General features: G+C 68.0%; 16 protein-coding genes. 11 read left to right on the forward strand and 5 right to left on the reverse strand.

Annotation, left to right across the window (positions count from 1 at the left end; genetic code table 11):
- The coding region (locus tag I6A81_RS20845; protein ID WP_203010278.1) for a hypothetical protein at positions 1–769 on the forward strand (769 nt) is incomplete at its 5' end.
- A gap of 244 nt (positions 770–1,013) precedes the next feature.
- Here the strand turns inward: I6A81_RS20845 and I6A81_RS20850 are convergent.
- From I6A81_RS20850 to I6A81_RS20860, 3 genes are all read right to left on the reverse strand, one after another.
- Positions 1,014–1,529, reverse strand: a complete 516-nt coding sequence (locus I6A81_RS20850; protein ID WP_203000011.1) for a HEPN domain-containing protein — start codon at positions 1,527–1,529, stop codon at positions 1,014–1,016.
- Positions 1,530–2,660 (reverse strand): DUF262 domain-containing protein, encoded by a 1,131-nt coding sequence (locus tag I6A81_RS20855; protein WP_203000009.1) that lies wholly within the window; start codon positions 2,658–2,660, stop codon positions 1,530–1,532.
- Positions 2,661–2,842: 182 nt separating this feature from the next.
- Entirely contained in the window at positions 2,843–4,210 is a 1,368-nt protein-coding gene (locus I6A81_RS20860) for a hypothetical protein (protein WP_203000007.1), read from the reverse strand.
- A 290-nt stretch (positions 4,211–4,500) separates the two neighbouring features.
- Here I6A81_RS20860 and I6A81_RS20865 point away from each other — a divergent pair, with 290 nt between their 5' ends.
- From I6A81_RS20865 to I6A81_RS20875, 3 genes are all read left to right on the forward strand, one after another.
- Positions 4,501–4,983: a hypothetical protein gene (locus tag I6A81_RS20865; RefSeq protein ID WP_203000005.1), complete on the forward strand. Its 483-nt coding sequence runs from the start codon at positions 4,501–4,503 to the stop codon at positions 4,981–4,983.
- A gap of 59 nt (positions 4,984–5,042) precedes the next feature.
- Positions 5,043–5,570, forward strand: a complete 528-nt coding sequence (locus I6A81_RS20870) for a hypothetical protein (protein WP_203000003.1) — start codon at positions 5,043–5,045, stop codon at positions 5,568–5,570.
- 413 nt (positions 5,571–5,983) lie between these two features.
- Positions 5,984–7,387 (forward strand): replication initiator, encoded by a 1,404-nt coding sequence (locus tag I6A81_RS20875; RefSeq protein ID WP_238428270.1) that lies wholly within the window; start codon positions 5,984–5,986, stop codon positions 7,385–7,387.
- A 479-nt stretch (positions 7,388–7,866) separates the two neighbouring features.
- On the opposite strand, the gene I6A81_RS20880 is transcribed toward I6A81_RS20875, so the two are convergent.
- On the reverse strand, positions 7,867–9,417 hold the full coding sequence (locus tag I6A81_RS20880; protein ID WP_203000001.1) for a recombinase family protein: 1,551 nt from the start codon (positions 9,415–9,417) through the stop codon (positions 7,867–7,869).
- A 263-nt stretch (positions 9,418–9,680) separates the two neighbouring features.
- On the opposite strand from I6A81_RS20880, the gene I6A81_RS20885 reads away from it, so the two are divergent.
- Entirely contained in the window at positions 9,681–10,052 is a 372-nt protein-coding gene (locus I6A81_RS20885; RefSeq protein WP_202999999.1) for a VOC family protein, read from the forward strand.
- Positions 10,053–10,126: 74 nt separating this feature from the next.
- Here I6A81_RS20885 and I6A81_RS20890 read toward each other — a convergent pair whose 3' ends face one another.
- Positions 10,127–10,846, reverse strand: a complete 720-nt coding sequence (locus I6A81_RS20890) for an IclR family transcriptional regulator (RefSeq protein WP_202999997.1) — start codon at positions 10,844–10,846, stop codon at positions 10,127–10,129.
- Between the two features lie 186 nt (positions 10,847–11,032).
- Between I6A81_RS20890 and I6A81_RS20895 the strand changes: the two genes are divergently transcribed.
- The 6 genes from I6A81_RS20895 (at position 11,033) to I6A81_RS20920 (ending at position 16,790) form a co-directional block, all read left to right on the forward strand.
- Positions 11,033–11,686, forward strand: a complete 654-nt coding sequence (locus I6A81_RS20895; protein WP_202999995.1) for a nitroreductase family protein — start codon at positions 11,033–11,035, stop codon at positions 11,684–11,686.
- Between the two features lie 78 nt (positions 11,687–11,764).
- Positions 11,765–12,313, forward strand: a complete 549-nt coding sequence (locus I6A81_RS20900; protein WP_238428269.1) for a hypothetical protein — start codon at positions 11,765–11,767, stop codon at positions 12,311–12,313.
- A gap of 331 nt (positions 12,314–12,644) precedes the next feature.
- Entirely contained in the window at positions 12,645–13,145 is a 501-nt protein-coding gene (mscL, locus tag I6A81_RS20905; protein ID WP_407661344.1) for a large conductance mechanosensitive channel protein MscL, read from the forward strand.
- A gap of 179 nt (positions 13,146–13,324) precedes the next feature.
- Positions 13,325–14,368 carry a YihY/virulence factor BrkB family protein gene (locus I6A81_RS20910; RefSeq protein WP_202999993.1) on the forward strand — a complete coding sequence of 348 codons (1,044 nt, stop codon included), beginning with the start codon at positions 13,325–13,327 and terminating at the stop codon, positions 14,366–14,368.
- A gap of 245 nt (positions 14,369–14,613) precedes the next feature.
- Positions 14,614–15,678 carry an NAD(P)-dependent alcohol dehydrogenase gene (locus I6A81_RS20915; RefSeq protein WP_238428278.1) on the forward strand — a complete coding sequence of 355 codons (1,065 nt, stop codon included), beginning with the start codon at positions 14,614–14,616 and terminating at the stop codon, positions 15,676–15,678.
- 470 nt (positions 15,679–16,148) lie between these two features.
- Entirely contained in the window at positions 16,149–16,790 is a 642-nt protein-coding gene (locus I6A81_RS20920) for a DUF2510 domain-containing protein (RefSeq protein WP_202999991.1), read from the forward strand.
- Positions 16,791–16,807: the final 17 nt, after the last annotated feature.

Here is a 16,807-nt window from a genome sequence, read left to right on the forward strand (position 1 = left end):
CGATCCCGATCCCGGCGGTGGGCCGGACGATCCCGATCCCGGCGGTGGGCCGGACGATCCCGATCCCGGCGGTGGGCCGGACGATCCCGATCCCGGCGGTGGGCGCAGTCGCCACATCTTTGAGATCGTCGGTATTTCAATTGCCGCACTTACTCTAATCACGTCATCGATCTTTGGCTGGTTAGCGATTGTTGCGGCGCGAGACTCCGTGGACATCGCAAATGAGGCGCTTCTAGATTCACGGGCCTCCGAAGAAGATGGGCAGCTGTTAAATCTACTGAGGATCAGATTCAACTCAATCGAGCCGCGATTTGCTTTTGAAATGAGAGATCTTGAGTTCGAGAATAACTCCCCGCGAGGCTTTTATCTGTACCACCTCGAAGTCAACATGTACATCTCTGGTCTCGACGAACGGGCGGCATCTGCTGGCCCCGCGCCCCGCAAAACATCGATACTTCGCATTGAGAAACTACTCAGCCCGTGCACGGTAGTCACCGCTCAAATGTCTGAGGACTCCGCCAATGAACTCTTTGTCTCTGCCCTGCAACGGGCGGTGGAAGTTGAAAAATACCGGGGCTCGGGCGGGGGCTCCGGTCGTATCTATACGGCGACGACGCTGGTGGTGCGGGATGTTGCTGCTGACACCTACTGGCGGTTGACGCCCGGGCAGCCGCCCGAGCGAGCTGTGCCGCTTTCGAATCCCGGTCAGAATCTTGATCCGAGAAGAGACGTGCAGATCTCAGGCGAAGGTTCTCTACCTGGTTGTTGAACGGTGCGTGCGACGGATCCGCGGCACCTCCGGCCGACCTTCGCGCGATGCGATCCCTGTGCAAAAACCTCATAGATTTGCTGCGACAAAGATCATCTTTCTTCATCAAGATCCGTGGTAGTCCGCTCGCGTTCGCGGGCTTAGCTGTCGCGGTGACTGCCACCTGGAACCGTCCACAGACATCCGCCGTCGACGGTCTCGCGCGACGAGCGAGGTCGAATCTCTACCGATACTGCCTACGACCTCAGGTAGGACGGAACCGAAGTATGAACCAGTCCGCAACCTGACATGCTACATCCTTAAGTGCTAGCGCTTTGACGACCCCGATCCCCTCGTTCAAGCCGTGTGCAATCCTGTTGCGCCGATCGACCAGAAATGCGAGCTCGCGCCGCAACTCCTCGTCGTTTGCGTTCAAGAATTCGCCGAGTTCTTCCTGCATTCCAGCATCAAAACGACCGGTGAATGTCTCCAGTGCATCCGGAGTCGGGTTGTGTGTTCTCTCTAACCAGCCAAGGGAAAAGGAGCGTACGAGTCCATAGGATTTATGCCTCGTGTAAGCTCGCGCGGTCTCGGCGACTGTTTGTTCTAGGTATCCGCAGCTGCGAATGACTAGGAGGCGCGCCAGCCATGAGACGATCTCCTGATCATTCGACGAACGAGCCTGCTCTTCCACTATAGAAGCAAGCTCGGAAAGCCGTTTCAGGATAAATGTTACTTCTGCGGGTGGCCAGACGTCTATCGGGCTGCGCGTCGTCGACATCTATATGCGAGCAAACGCTTTGGTCGCGAGGGCGAGACGCGTTCGAACACTCTCCTCGTCCGCCGTCGCCCTAGCGGTGACCTGTTCAAGCTCCGGCTCTTCCAGGAGCCTCCGTATCTGCTCGTCGATATCCTCTGGTGTGGGCTCCGTACCCGCATCCAGACGTCGAGCGATCCCCACGAGAAGCGCCTCCGTCAACGCCGCGTTAAGTTGACTTCCTCTGGCCCTAAGTGCGCGCCTCCCTGCTCGCGCGAGTATAAGCTCAGTTGCTCGCTCAAACCTCGACTCTAGAATTTCAACCGGAAGGTCTTCCAGGTTCCGATGAGCGCCTACGAAGTCATTGAGATACTTCTTCAAGGGTCGCTTATAGTTGCCGGGAGACGTGTAGAGTGCGATAAATCTCAGCACGATCTCCTGATCACGCAAACGAGGTGAGGCCGGGCCATACAAAGCCCGCCACGAAGGCTTCTCATTCAAGGCTGTCAGGAATTCAATTAGCTCTCCCGCGTACAGAGCCACCCGGATCTCATGGGGCGTGAGTTGAGTGCCACCGGAATTGAGTCTCTCAAAAATCTGATACACCGCGTCGAGAGATTCTCGGGTGCCATCCGTCTTCACCACGGTGGCTTGGATGAACGTGTTATCGAGAGTTCGCCGCTGTTCCGGGGTTAGTGTACGGTACGTCAAGTCTTGAAACCTCGGCGCCACATTCTGTAGCGCAAACTCTCGTCCAGCAAATATCCCATCGTAGAAGGCGCTCATAGTCTTGATGCGCTGCTGTCCGTCTAGCACTAGGTACCTGCGGTCCTGCTGCTGGACGAGAAAGATGCCCGGAATCGGATACCCCAACAGTAGTGATTCGATGAAGCGATCCATCTGTGGGCGTCGCCAAACGAATCTTCTCTGGAATCCCGCCGTTTCAACGGTAGCGTCATTGTTTCCAAAACTAGGGACTACAATATCGCCTCTATTGTGGCGCCTAACGAGACCCTCAATATCAAAGTCGGTGCCGCTGTAGCTGATCTGCGCCGGATCAGGATCCACTTCTCGCAGCTCGTAAACATCGTCGAGTCCAAGGCCCGGTTCCTCGTCCTCAACGATGGACAACGCTTCATCTGAGGTCTCGCTCACACGAGCACCTTACTACTCGAGGCTCGCCGTACGATCAAGACCTGGATCCGCGACGGCTCTCGAGCACGGTGCGTCAGCGCCGTGAGCAGTCGTCGCGCGGCGCGATCCTTGCATCGACGCTTCCTTGATCATCGACACACGGATTCGGTAACGCCGTGAGTGCTCGCGTTTGACGCTACTTGCTACTGGGGTAGGGCGGGCTGCGGCCTGTCTTGCATGAACTGCTCGAGTTCGGTCGTGAGGTCGCGGATGGCTGTTGTGTTGTGGTAACGGGGTGTGGTCAGGACATCGTGGATGCGCTGGATGTCTGCAAGGAGGCCGTAGACGCGGTGCTGCGGGGGCAGATGGAGGATCGGTTGTAGGGCCTCGCGCACGCCTTCGACGTTGCCGGCGCGGGCTCTTGCCAACGCGAGTGCTTCGTAGGACCCGTTGGTGTTGCCGTGACGCGCCTCGGTTGTGGCCTCAAATGAGGCTACGGCTGTGGTGGCGGCGGCTTCGGCTGTGGTTGGGTCGGGCAGGAATGAGTGGGCGTCGGCGGCGATGTAGAGGGTGTCGGCGTCGTTGATGGTGAGCCATCCGCCGAGGTCGCTGAGGTCGTCGGGTTGGGCGCGGTCGCGTGCCTCTGCGGCGGCACGTAGGGCGGCGTGTGCTTGGTCGATGTCGCCGACGGTGGCGTAGGCGCGGGCCTGCAAGTAGGCGTGTTCGACGGCGGCGCTTCCGCGGGTTGTGGTGGCGTCGGCGTCGGCGAGTTGGGTGTAGCGGAGTGCGTCGTGGTGCCAGCCGGCCCATCGGGCGTTGGATGCCTGGCGGTTGCGGAGCCAGACGCGTAGGGCGGGGCTGCCGGCGCGGTCGGCGCAGAGTAGTGCTGTGCGGGTTTGGGTCATGGCGGCGTCGAGTTGGCCGGTGTCGCGGGCGGCGTGGGCGAGCATTCCGCTGGCGGCTGCGGCGAGGAAGTAGACGTCGCGGGCTTGGTTGGGGTCGGTGGGTGCGTCGAGGTGGCGGAAGGCGAAGCGCTGCGCGGCGGCGAGGCCGGGGATCAGGGTGGGGCCGCCTTCGGTGGGGAAGGCGTGGGCGATGCGGCGTACCTCGTTGGTGAGGAGGGTGACGACGTCGGCGGAGGTGGTGGCGCTGTGGGCGCGGAGTAGGAAGTTGGCTGCTTCTTCTGCGGCCATGAGTAGCCCTCCTACGGACGGGGAGATGGGACCGTTTCCCGACGCTTCTTCACTGTTGGCCGCGGGTCGTGTCGCTGGGTGACCCGCTCGGGTGGGTGGGGCGAGTTCGGTCCTGGGCGGTGGTCCCTGGGGTGGGGTCAGGAGGCGGTCTGCGGTGATGCCGAAGAGTTCTTCGAGGACGCGGCGGGAGGCGGGGACGGGTCGGGTGACTTTTCCGGCTACCCAGCGTTTGGCGGTGCTGTAGTCGATGGTGCGGGTGGTGACGTCGTCGAGGCGGGCGGCGGTGGTGGCGTATTCGCGGCAGAACTGGTCGACGGTCCAGCGGCGTTGGACCAGGAGCAGGCCGAGCAGGGTGCGCGGGTTCGGGCTCGGGGGCATGGCTTTCCCTTGGGTGTGTGGTGCTGTCCTGTCGGATCGTCGTGCCCGGGGGGCGTGGTGTCAGCGGGGTCGGGGTGGATGAGCCTCAGATGCCCCCGGCGATGCGCCTATCGGGTCCGGAGACGCCCCGAAGATTCCCCTCGCGTCGCCACTTACGGAAGCTGATCGGTTGCCGATAGTTGCGGCTACCGGACCCCGGTCAGCAGGGCGCCATTCCTGGTCAGGGCCGGCTGTAACGGTCCGCGGGTGCGGACGTCGTCGGCTCGATGGAGGTAGGAACCGTGACTGCGGTGACGATCATTCTGGGTGAGGTAGGTGGGCCGGTGACGGTCGAGTTGCCGGAGCTACGGGCGTTGAAGGCGGACGGGTTGGTCCTGGGTCGATCGCCGGGCTCGGATCCGGTCGATGGCGGCGGGTGCGGGTGGGCGACGGTGGAGTACCTGTCTCGGCCGTATCTGGTGCGCTTGGCGTTCGAGTTCGCCCGGCACTATCCGGAGGCCGGGCCGGTCGTGCTGTGGCCGCTCGGTGTGGCGGTGGAGTTGACGGCGGTGGCGTGCGCGGTTGGTGGGCTGCTGGTTGGTGTGCGGCCTGTCGGGTTGGTGGCGCCGGTGGTGTGTGCGGTTCGACCGCCGATGCGTCGTAGCAGGCTGGCGCGTTGTCACGACGTGCGAGCAGATCTCGACGGGTGTGCCGTTTCGTTGGTGGTGTGGGAACTGGTCGTGCCCGCCCGGGGCGTGTGCCTGTCCGGGGCGATGCGGGCGGTGGCGGCGTGAGCGGCTCGGTAGTGACGGGCCAGGACTGGCGGGCGGTCGCGGGGGCGCTCAACGGCCGGATGGCGGCGTGCCTGGTGGGCCAGTCGCGGTTGGCGGCGTTGTCGGGGGTGTCGGTATCGACGATCAGGATCGTGCAGCGAGGCGACGGCCGGCGCAACGTCACCGCGGAGACGTTGACGTTGCTGTGTCGGGCGTTGGGCTGGCCGGATGGCCACCTTGCCCGGGTGCTGCTCGGTCGGGAGGTCGACGACACGGCGGCGCCGATCGGTGGCATTGACGCGGCGCAAGGCCGTCCGCATGACGGGTGCCCGACCTGCCTGGCGCGGAGTGCGGCAGAGTTCGCGGCCGGCGACGGCGGCGGGGCGAAGGAAGGGAGAACGTCGCTGGCGACGGTGTCGGCGCGTCCGGGAACGGGTGTCGAACTGCTGGCGGCGCAACTGGCGCAGGTCCCGGCCGGGTACGTGTTCGTGGAGGCCTTCGGGGACGAGAGTCCGGTGTTGGTGTTCGGGCCGGCGTCGGGTCAGCCGTCGCGACGCGCGCTGCTGTCGGCGGTGGTCGGCTCGCTGGCCCCGGGCTGGGACGGCTGACCCGACAGGACTAGCAGCGGCGGGTCTTTGGTCCTTTGCGTTTGTTTGGCTGTGTTTGCTTGCGTTGGCTGGGTATCTTAAGGGGCAAGGTCATCGGGTAGGCGCGTGTCAATATTCCCTACTCTTTCTTTGTACGGGTGCCGCCATCTATAGGGGAGCTCGCCAGGTGCGGTTCGGCAGGGCTTCGGTGTCACCACCTCCGCGTTTGGAGTGACCCCAACGCCGCTTCGGCGGTGTCGGGGTATCCCGGGCGCTCCCCGCTTTCGGGCGGGTGGCTATGCAGGTCACGGCCGTAGTCCCTTTTCGCCGTGCCCGCTTTCTGATCTGCGCCGCTGTCGTCGGCGTGGTCATGGTGGGCACTGCTGTGGGGTGTGGTCGGGCCTGCTGTCCCGGGGTGGAGGCAGCGGTTCCCGATGGTGGACGACGTGGTGTCGCCGGTCGTGGCGGCGGGTGGCTGTGTACAGCCGATCAGGCTTTCGGGCCGCAGCGATCATGTAGACCTGGCGACCGGTGAGATCCGCGCGACCGCGGCGCCGCCAACGGTACATGTGCGGTGCAACAACCGGCGGGCCAGCGCGTGTCCGGACTGCTCGAAGCTGTATCAGCGGGATGCGCGGCGGATCGTGGTCGGCGGGCTGGAGGCCGCGGCCGGTGGCTCGGCCGGGCCGGCGGGGTCTCCGGCATGGTTCATCACGCTGACGGCTCCGAGCTTCGGGGCGGTGCATTCCCGCCGGGCGGGCACGGGTGCCGATAGTCGGATCTGTCGGCAGCGGCGCGGGACCTGCGAACACGGCCGGGCGTTGTCGTGTCTCCTGCGCCACGCGGCGGATGACCGGCGGCTCGGGGAGCCGATCTGCTCGGCGTGTTTCGACTATGGCCGGGCGGTGGTGTGGAACGCGATGGTCTCGGCATTGTGGAAGGCCACCCGCGACGCGTTGGAATCGGCCATCGCGGCCGCAGCCGGGCTGACCGTCGCCGGGCTGCGTCGGCAGGTGCGGGTGTCGTTCGTGCGGGTCGCGGAGGTGCAGCGCCGCGGGTTGGTGCATCTGCATGTCGTGGTGCGGGTCGACGGCCGCGACTCGTCGGGCGGGCTGACCGGCGTACCGGAGTGGGCCGCGGGTGAGCTGGTCGCGGACTGCCTGCGGGACGTGGTGGCGTCGGTGGCGGTCGCCGCGCCGGATCCTGCGGGGGTGGCGCTGCTCGACGCGTCGAGGGCGCTGCCGGTCGCGGCGTCGGCCGGCGGGTGGGCGGTGCGCTGGGGCGGGCAGGTCGACATCCGGCGTATTCGGCTCGGGTCGGAGATGGATGCGGCCCGGGTCGGGAACTACCTGGCGAAGTATCTGACCAAGTCGACGACTGACGGCGGGGCACTCGACGCGCCGGTGCGTTCGCTGCGACAGTTGGCCCGACTTGGGTTGCGTGAGCATGCCCGGCGGCTGGTCGAGGCGTGCTGGCGGCTGGGCTCGGACACCGCGTTCACGGCGGCGTTGGATGCGGCGGCGGGCCGTCCGCCCGGCCGGGTGCCGGGGCTGATCCGCTGGTCGCACAGTTTCGGCTTCGGCGGCCACGCGCTGACCAAGTCCCGGGCGTACTCCACGACGTTCTGCGCGCTGCGGACGGTGCGGCGGCGCTACGCGCGGGTGTTGGCGGCGGCGTTCGCGGGCCGTCCCCTGGGCGTCGATGGCGGTGGGCTGGTGGTCCTCGACGAGTTCGGCCGTCCGGACGGTGATCCGGCGACGCTGGTTGTCGGCTCCTGGCGGTATGCCGGACGTGGCCGTGATCCTGTGGCGGGCAACCGTCCCGGGGACTGGCTGTGAGGCGTCGGGGGCCGGTGCGGTTGGCCGGGGAGATCGCGCTGTTCGACCTTGCCGAGGATGACGCGTCGGGCGGTGCGGACCTTGCGGGGCGGGTGGTCGCCGAAGAAGCGGGCACCGAAGGTCCCGACTCGTCTTTCGCCTTGTCTTCTGCTGGTCGGGAGGATTCTGCGGCGGCGTGCCCACCGTTGGCGGGGGTGGGCGGGTGGGACCCCCGAACGGCACCAGATACCGCTGCGGGCCGCTCGGCTGACGTCGGGCGCGGCGCGTCAGGCGCGGCGGTCGGGCCTGCTCCTGCTGCTGGCCCTGGTGGTCGGGCTCGTGCGGGTGGGCGGGCGTCGCAGGCGGCTCGGCTGTGTGCGCAGGCGGCGGCGGATGCGTGGATTGACGCGATGGTCGCGGCGGCTCCGCCGCTCGATGACGCGACCGCGGAACAGATCGTCACCCTGCTCGGCGGCCCGTCGGTAGGTCGGGCCGGGTGGTCAGGCGGCCGACGTGCGGGTTGAGTCCTCCTCTTCCTGCTCGGGCTGGGTCGCGGCCGGGCTCGTCGGGCGGAACTGGCGCCAGCGGACGTCGAGCCGGGTGACGTCGATGGTGCCCGCGGGGCCGTGGCGGCGTCCGGCGGGCTTGACCTTCACCGACGCGAACAACAGGCGGTACAGCGTGCGGCGGGTCGTGACCGGCAACGCCTCCACCCGGGCACGGATCTCGGACTCAGAAGGCTGGCCCTCGACCAGGCGCACGACGTACAGCGGCACCGCGACCGTGTCCGCCTCGACCTGCGCCGCCGCGATCTGCGGCAACAACTCCGCCTCGACCTCGGCCAGCCCCTGCGGGCTGAGCTTCCCCGTCGCGGCGGCCTTGTAGAACCCGGATAGCCGGGCCTGAAGCTCCCCCACGGTGCGCCGGGCTGCCACCGCCCGGGAATCGTCAGGCCGTGATAGCCGTGCCAGGATGTCCGGCCTGGCCAGTCTGCGCACCGTCAACGTGAGCAGGTGCGCGTCGAACTCGACCAACATGATCGACACATGGCGGGCCCCCGTCGAACACCAGTAATGCGGCCGACGCGCCCCGCCCGGGTTCACCGACAGTCCAGCACCGCAGACCGCGCAGGCCGCGATCCCCGACCACTCGTAGCGCTGCCGCCCCGGCCGCGATGCCGCTGCCGGCCGTCCGCCGACGGTCCGCTCGGCCATCGCCCGACCGGCGGCGGCAAACGCCAGGTCATCGACCAGCGCGGGCCACGTACCCGGATAGACCCGACCACCATGGGTCCGCCGCGCGACGTACACCTCGGCGGTCGCGATCCGGCGCACCGTGCCCGCCGTCCACGTGGCTCCCTTCGGCGACGGGATCCCCTCGGCGTTGAGCGCGGCGACGATCGAACGCAGCGACCGCGCCTCACCCACCTCCTTCACGATCCGCCGCACGATCGGCGCCGTGACCGGGTCCGGGTTCTGGACGACCAGCCGCTTCGTCTCCGGGTCGTACTCACGCCGATAGCCGTACGGCACCGGACCTTGCGGGCGTCCCTTGCGGATGCCCCCGGCCACGCCGCGCCGGACCCGTAGAGAGATCTTTTTCGTCTCGGCTGCCGACCGGATACCCTCCTCGGCCAACGTCTCCCAGTCACGGGCGTTGGCCATGTCATAGGTCCGGTCATGCGACGCAACCCGGATCAGGATCCCGTGGTCGTGGCAGTAGTCCAAAAGCTGCGACCACTCCGTCAGCTTCCGGTCCCCACGCGACGCCTCCCACAACCACAGCGCATCACCCCGGCCCGCCTCCAAGTCGGCCAGCAGCCGGGACCACTCCTCCCGGTCCCGCTTCGCGAACTCCGACGCCGACCGGCCGTTGTCCGTGTAGACATCGGCGACGTCCCACCCGAGCTCGGCGCAGTCCTCTCGGCCCTCGGACTCCTGGTCACTGACCGACTTCCCGTCGTCCAACACAGACCGACGCGCGTAGATCAACGCCGAACGGACATCCGCCCGCGTGACGACCAGCCGACCCGCCTGCCTACGTCCACCCATAGCACCAATTGTAGTGATTAAGAGGCATGACGTCCATGACGCGGAACGTCTGACTGATCTCTCGACGGCCGTTCTGGTGCGGCGAACGTTGCTGGATAACGGCACTGGGTCGTTTCTGATGGCGCTTGGACGGTGTGGCGGAGCCACGTCTTGATCGCCGCGACGGTGAGGGCGCGATTGAAAACGTGTGCCAGGCTGGCCCGCTCCCGCGGGGGCGTCGCGGCTTCTTCTTCGCCCCCGGCCCTTCCCCTAGGGTGCCGGTCATGGCCTGTCGAATTTCCGAGCTGGTGATCGATTGCCGGGACCCGCGGACCCTGGCGGCGTTCTGGTGCGAGGTACTGGGGTTCAGCGTGCTGGACGACGACGACGGCGTGGTGGAGATCGGGCCGCCGGAAGGGTTCGGCGGCTTGCAGCCGACCCTGATCTTCAGCCCCAGCACCGAGCCCAAGACGGGCAAGCTGCGGCTGCATATCGACGTCAACGCCACCGACCGCGACCAGGACGCCGAACTTCAGCGCCTGCTGGCCGTTGGCGCCCGCCCGGTCGACATCGGCCAGAGCGACCAGGTGAGCTGGCATGTCCTGGCTGACCCCGAGGGCAACGAATTCTGCCTCCTGCGGGCCCGCCTGACCTGAGCGCGCCCGCCGCATGGCGGCCCCAATCCCCCGATACGCGCTCAACGCCGGCCCGAATCCGGCCGGGAACGTCCTCAGGCCGAGAGGGACGGGGTGAGGTGGGCGGTGAGCGCAGCGGCGGCCGCGGCGAGCAACGGCACGGCTCGCCGCGCCGCCGGGACGGATGGCGCTATCACCGAGAGCGCCGCCGCTGGACCGCCGTCGCCTGTCGGACCCACCGGTGCGGCGATCTCGGTCCCGCCCAGGTGCCTTTCTTCCTTGGCAATCGCGAGCGAGCCGCCGCGAATGTCGGCGAACTGGCGGTGGAGCAGCCCCGGCGCGGTGACGGTATACGGCGTGAGCCGCGTCAGGTCGCTCAAAACCCGCTGTCGCAGCGCGTCGGGACCGTGGGCCAGAAAGAGTTTGCCCGCGGCCGTCGCGTGCAGCGGCAGGTGCGACCCCCTCGACACGGGTGCGTCCAGTTCGTCGATGATGAGCAGGCGATCGCCGTCGAGGGAGGTCAGCGCCACGGCACGGCCTGTCGCCGTGCGCAGTCCGCGCAGGTAGGGCCGTCCGGCGTCGGCGAGCCGTCGCTGGCACGGAACCTGGCCGCCCAGCACCCACAGCCGGGTTCCCAGCCGGTACGACCCGTCGGCCTGGCGTTCCAGGCCTCCCCACGCCACGAGTTCCCGCGCGAGCCGCAGCGTCGTAGGCAACGGCAGGCCGCTGCGCGCCGCGATGGTGGTCAACCGCAGGCTGGCCGAGCCGTCGGAGAACGCGTCCAGGAGGGACAGCGCCCTGCCTACCGTCGACATGCCATCGCCTTCCGGACATCGCGCCATCCCAGCCAGCGCATGATCCTGGAAAATCCGTGATCACCGCGCCCTGTCCCGCGGTCACCCGCGGCACTTTCACCTGGTGAAACCGGACGCTACCGCCCTCACGTCCCTGGCCGGCACCCTGTGGTTCCCCGATCCGTAGAGGCCACGAGAGGCAAGCGCATGCTGCTGGACCTGTCGCCCGACGAGCTGTTGTCCACCACCCGGGCGGTACGCCACCGGTTGGACCTGACCCGGCCAGTGCCATGGGAGCTCATCCAGGAGTGCGTCGAGCTCGCGGTGCAGGCGCCCACCGGCCGTAACCGGCAGCGGTGGCATTTCGTCGTGGTCACCGACCCGGAGCGACGCCACGCGCTCGCGGACGTCTTTCGGCGGGCGGTCGCGGCGGCCGACCCGCACGCCAGCCCGCTGACGCGGCGCGACGCCGAGCGGATGAACGCCTACCCGTCGTCGTTGTCCAGGATGCGCAGCGGCTTCCAGCACCTGTACGACAACATCCACCGCGTGCCCGCGCTCGTGGTCCCTTGCGTCGAAGGGCGAACCGACGACGCTTCCGTCCTCGCGCAGTCGATGACCTGGGGCTCGATCCTGCCAGCCGTGTGGAGTTTCATGCTCGCCGCCCGCGCGCGGGGGTTGGGAACGGTGTGGACGACCGCGCAGGCGCCCCTCGAACGTGAGATGGCCACGCTGCTGGGCGTCCCGGCCGACCGGGTGATGCTGGCCGCCTTCATTCCACTCGCCTACACCGTTGGCACCGAATTCCGGCCGGCCCCCAGAGTTCCCCTGGACCAGGTGCTGCACCGCGACCACTGGTAGCAGACGGGGCGAAAGCATCGGCGAGTATCACCGTTCCCGGCGCGCGGGGCGGATTCCCCGCTTGCTAGGTTCACGGGGGTGACCGGTGGTCGACGGGAGGCCGGGCGGCCGCGGCTCATCGAGCGGCGAAGCGAGGTGCCCGCCCCGGCGGGGGAGATCTGGGCTCGGGTCAGCCGTATGGACGGCGTGAACGACGAGTTCAGGCCCTGGATGCGGATGACGGTGCCGCGTGCGCTGCGCGGGGCCAGCCTGGACGACCTGCCGCTGGGCGTCCTGGCCGGGCGGAGCTGGCTGCTGCTGTTCGGCCTTGTTCCGTTCGACTACGACGACCTCGTCATCGCGGAGCGCGAGCCAGGGCGGCGATTCCTCGAGCGCTCGACGATGCTGTCGATGCGGCGGTGGGAGCACGAGCGAATCCTCAAGCCGTGTGACGCCGGTACTGGCACCGGTGGCCGGACCGTGGTCCACGATCGGATCGTCTTTGAGCTACGGCGGCCGCTCGCGCTGGTGCCGGGCCTTGGCGCCGTGGTGGCGTCGGTCGTGTCGGGGCTGTTCGCGCATCGTCATCGACGTCTCGAGCGCGCCTTCCGGTCCTCGCGCGAGGGCGACGAACGACCGTCGAATTGACGCCGTAACCCGTCCTGACCGCGACCTGGTGTTCGCCCGCCTCGGCGTCCCTGACGGCGGAGCCACACCCCAAAGGCCGCCCCGGGCGTGCGCGGCGGCGAACTCCCGGGCGACGGCGAACTCCCCGGGCGACGAGGCCGGGAGCTCAATGTCGAGCACCGCCGCGGACTGCGCGTCTGCCGGCGGCCGGCTACGGACGCGGCGGGAGGAATTAAACACGCGTAGCGGGAAACAGATCGCCCGGCGGCATGATCGGACCGGAGGGCGGGCGGATATGCGTTGGAAGAGGTTGTCGGGCTGGGGCTGGGTCCGGTTGCCGGGTCGGCGTGAGGTGATCGGCGACGCGGTGGTGGCGGCGAAGGCCGTCCGGTCGCCGCTGGTGGGGTTCCGGCAGTTCATCACCAGGGGAAACGTCGTCGACCTGGCCGTCGCCGTCGTGGTCGGCACCGCGTTCACCGCGGTGGTCCAGTCGCTGGTCAAGAACATCTTCACGCCGTTGATCGCGGCGATCTTCGGGAAGCCGGACTTCTCCAGCCTTACCTTCCACGTGCACCACAGCGTCTTCCACTACGGCACGTTCCTCAACGATGTGATCACCTTCCTGAGTGTGGCCGCGGTGATCTACTTCGTCGTCGTCTTCCCGTTGGCCAGGTTCAACGAACTGCGCCGGCGAGGGCAGACCGACGAGGTCGAGGCTCCCTCGATCAGCGACGAGGCGCGGCTGCTGACCGAGATCCGTGACCTGCTGGCCGCGGGCGTCGGTGGGGGCCAGCTACCCGCCCAGGCGGAGACCCGCGCGGGAGCCGACGGCGCTCCGCCGCCGAGCGACTGAAAACCTCCTCGAGGCTCACGCGTCCCGTCGCCGACGCCGCCGGCCAGCCCGAGGGTTCTGACCAGCCCGGCGATCTGGCCAGCGCGGCGTCATCGGCAATGCCGCCATCCGGAATGAATCCCGGTGCCCGGCCCAGGCCAGCGGCGTTATCGCGGTTGTGCCGGGGTAGATGCGGCGGCATGGTGTCGATCAGGCGGAAGCGCCAGCCCACGGAACTCGCGGTGGGCACGGGCCCGGACGAGGCCGTCCAGGAGGCCCAGCCGGACCGGCCGGGAGAGCTGCGGCTGGCGTCGTGGTGGGCGGTGCTGCGCAGGACGATCACCGAGTTCAACGACGACGCGCTGTCCGACCGGGCCGCGGCGCTGACGTACTACTCGATACAGTCGATCTTCCCCGCCCTGCTGGTCCTGGTGTCGCTGCTGGGTGTGATCGGCAGGTCCGCGACCGCGACGATCCTCGACAACCTCCAGCACCTGACCCCGAGCTCCGCGCGGGACGTGGTGACCAACGCGGTGAACGGCGTCCGCGACAGCGCCGGCGCGGGTGGGGTCATCGCGATCCTTGGCCTGGCCGGAGCGATGTGGTCGGCGTCGGGCTACGTGGCCGCGTTCATCCGAGCCGCCAACGCGGTGTACGACATTCCGGAGGGCCGACCGGTCTGGAAGATCGCGCCGTTGCGGATAGCGGTGACCGTCGCGCTGATGCTGCTTCTCGCCCTGAGCGCCGTGATCGTGGTGTTCAGCGGTGGCGTGGCTCGCCAGGCCGGGGCGGCGCTCGGCTTTGGCCAGACGGCGGTCGAGGTGTGGTCGTACGCAAAATGGCCGGTGCTCGTCGTCCTCGTCATCCTGATGATCGCGATCCTGTACTGGGCGGCGCCGAACGTTCGGCATCAGGGCTTCCGCTGGCTGACGCCGGGCAGCATCCTCGCGCTGGCGATCTGGATGATCGCCTCCGGCGCCTTCGCGTTCTACGTGGCCAATTTCGGCTCGTACAACAAGACCTACGGCGCCCTGGCCGGGATCATCATCTTCCTGGTGTGGCTATGGCTGACCAACCTCGCGATCCTGCTCGGACTGGAGTTCGACGCGGAGCTGGCCCGTCAGCGGGCCATCGCCGGTGGCTATCCGCCCGGCGCCGAGCCGTACACCCAGCCGCGCGACACCCGTGGTTTCCCCCGCCGTCCCGTCCGCAGGAAGACGCGGCCGGCGACCCGCGGCACCTGACGTCTCCGGCGCACCTGGGCACATCTCCGGCACACCCGCCGAGCCACGCACCGCCCGGCGGGTACCCGGAGAGCGCTGAGAACACCGGCAGTCCACTACCTGTCAGGTCCGGTCTTCCGCCGTGTTCCGAAAATGCGTGATTTGGCGGGACGCGCGGGATTGGATCTGGCAACCCGGGTCTTGGGCCTGGCGACTCGGGGTAGGGCACCGCGTGTTCCAGTAGAGCGAAGGAGATCGCTGTGCTGATGAGGGCGGCCCGGATGTACGGGTACCACCAGCCGCTGCGGCTCGAGGAGATTCCGGTTCCCGCTCCCGGGCCGGACGAGGTCCTGGTCAAGGTGGCGGCGACCGGGATGTGCCGCAGCGACCACCAGTTGCTCGAGGGCTACTTCCAGCGGGCCGCGCCGATGGAGTTCCCGGCCGTTCCCGGGCACGAGGTCGCGGGCCACGTGGCCGGGACCGGCTCCGCCGTACCGCGTTCGGCGGGCCTGGCCGAAGGCGAGCTGGTGCTGGTCAGCGCGGGGTGGGGAGACGGCACGTGCCGGCAATGCCATGAGGGCAATGAGCAACTGTGCACCGGGACCGGTGGATGGATCGGATTCGGCCCGCCTGGCGGCTTCGCGGAATACGTGGCCGTCCCGCATCGGCACCTGGTCCAGGTGCCCGGTGGCGACCAGAAGGCGGAGCACCTCGCGCCGTTGACCGATGCCGGGCTGACTCCCTACCGCGGCGTGAAGAAGCTGGTAGCAGCCGGAAAGCTTGGACCAGGGCGCACCGTGGTGGTCGTCGGCATCGGCGGACTCGGCAGCTACGCCGTGCAGTACGCAAAGCTGCTCGGCGGCGGCGCCACCGTGGTCGCGTTCTCCCGCACCGACGAGAAGCTGGCGGTCGCCCGGCAGGGCGGCGCCGATCACACCGTGAACACCCGTGACCTGAGCTCCCGCCAGGTACAGGACGAACTGGAGCGGCTCACCGGTCGCCGGACGGTCGACGCGATCCTGGACTGCGCCGGCGCCCCCGCGTCGATCGCGCTCGACTTCGAGATTCTCGCCGCCGAGGGAGCAGTCGCCTCGGTGGGCCTCATGGGTACCAAGGTCGAGGTGCCGCTGAACGTGATCGTGGGCACCGAGCTCTCCTACTTCGGCTCGTTCTGGGGAAACCACAACGATCTCACCGAAGTCCTTGCCCTGGCCGCCGCGGGACAGATCAGGCACACCGTCACCACGGTGAACTTCGAGGACATCAACGACAACCTCGAAGCGCTCGCCCGCGGCGACGTCGTCGGCCGTCAGGTAATCGTCTTCGACTGATCCGGTGTCGGCGGCCCCGTCGAGGAGAGGCACTGAAGCGGCCGCTCACTTGTCAGGATGTCCGTCGGCTGACGCGGATCCGCCTGGACGTGGCCGGTCCGCCGCCGCGGCGAGGTGGTCGGCGGCGCGGGCATGGACCAACTCCGGTGAGCCGTTGTCCACATATGGCATCCGTCCGCGTATGGCATCCACATACACCGTCCGTGTGGACGAGATGATCGTCCGAGTCGCGAGTCGCGTCCGGCGGGCGGCTCGCTGGAAACTCGTGATCAACGCCTTGCGATCACTTTCTGTGACCGCCGGCCGTTCGCCGAGACATGCTGAACCAAATCCCTGGAAACACCGTCCACAAAACAGCCCCGACACTGGCGGACAATCGGTGGTCAACCCTCGCGAGTACGTCGTAACTGGTTGAAGTCGTTCCTATACTCTGCCCTCATGGATCTGCGCGCCGTCCTGGATCGCCGCCGGTGACCGCCCCAGGGGGCGGGTCCGCCGCCCCCGGCTGGTACCCCGACCCGGCCGCGCGCTTCGCCCAGCGCTACTTCGACGGCGCCCAATGGACCGACCAGGTCACCAACGGCCGCGGCTGGTACGGCCCTGAATCCGCCGCGCCGCCGCAATCGCGGCCTGTCCCGGGTGCCGGCGGCGGGCGGCCGAACCCGTTCGCCGTGGTGACGGTCGTGGTCGGCGCCCTGGCGATGCTGCTCGGCCTGTTCGCCGTGCCCTGGATATCGGAGGACGGGGTGGAGGTCTCGGCCAACGACATCCGCGAAATCGTCGACTCGTCCATCGGGTGGGAAGGCGACCCACCCGGTTTCGTCGGTCCCTACTTCGAGTTCGGCCTCTATCTCGCCATTTTCGGCCTTCTTGTCGTCGCGTTGGCCGCCGCGCTGACCCCGAGCCCGACGAGGACGCCGCTGGCCATCATCGCCGGCGTCGGCGGCGTTGCCGCCGTGATCTGCCATTTTGTGGCATGCAACGATCTTTCCGATGGCGAGCTCGACCTGTTCAGCGCTGGCCCGTGGGTGGTCGCCGCCGGAATGGTGCTGAGCGTGGTCGGCGCGCTGATTCCGCCCTCCCGGGCGCCACGCCCCGACCCGTTCGGTTAGCCGTAGGCGGCCGCCTC

This window comes from Frankia nepalensis (assembly GCF_016786325.1).
GTDB classification, from domain to species: Bacteria; Actinomycetota; Actinomycetes; order Frankiales; family Frankiaceae; genus Pseudofrankia; species Pseudofrankia nepalensis.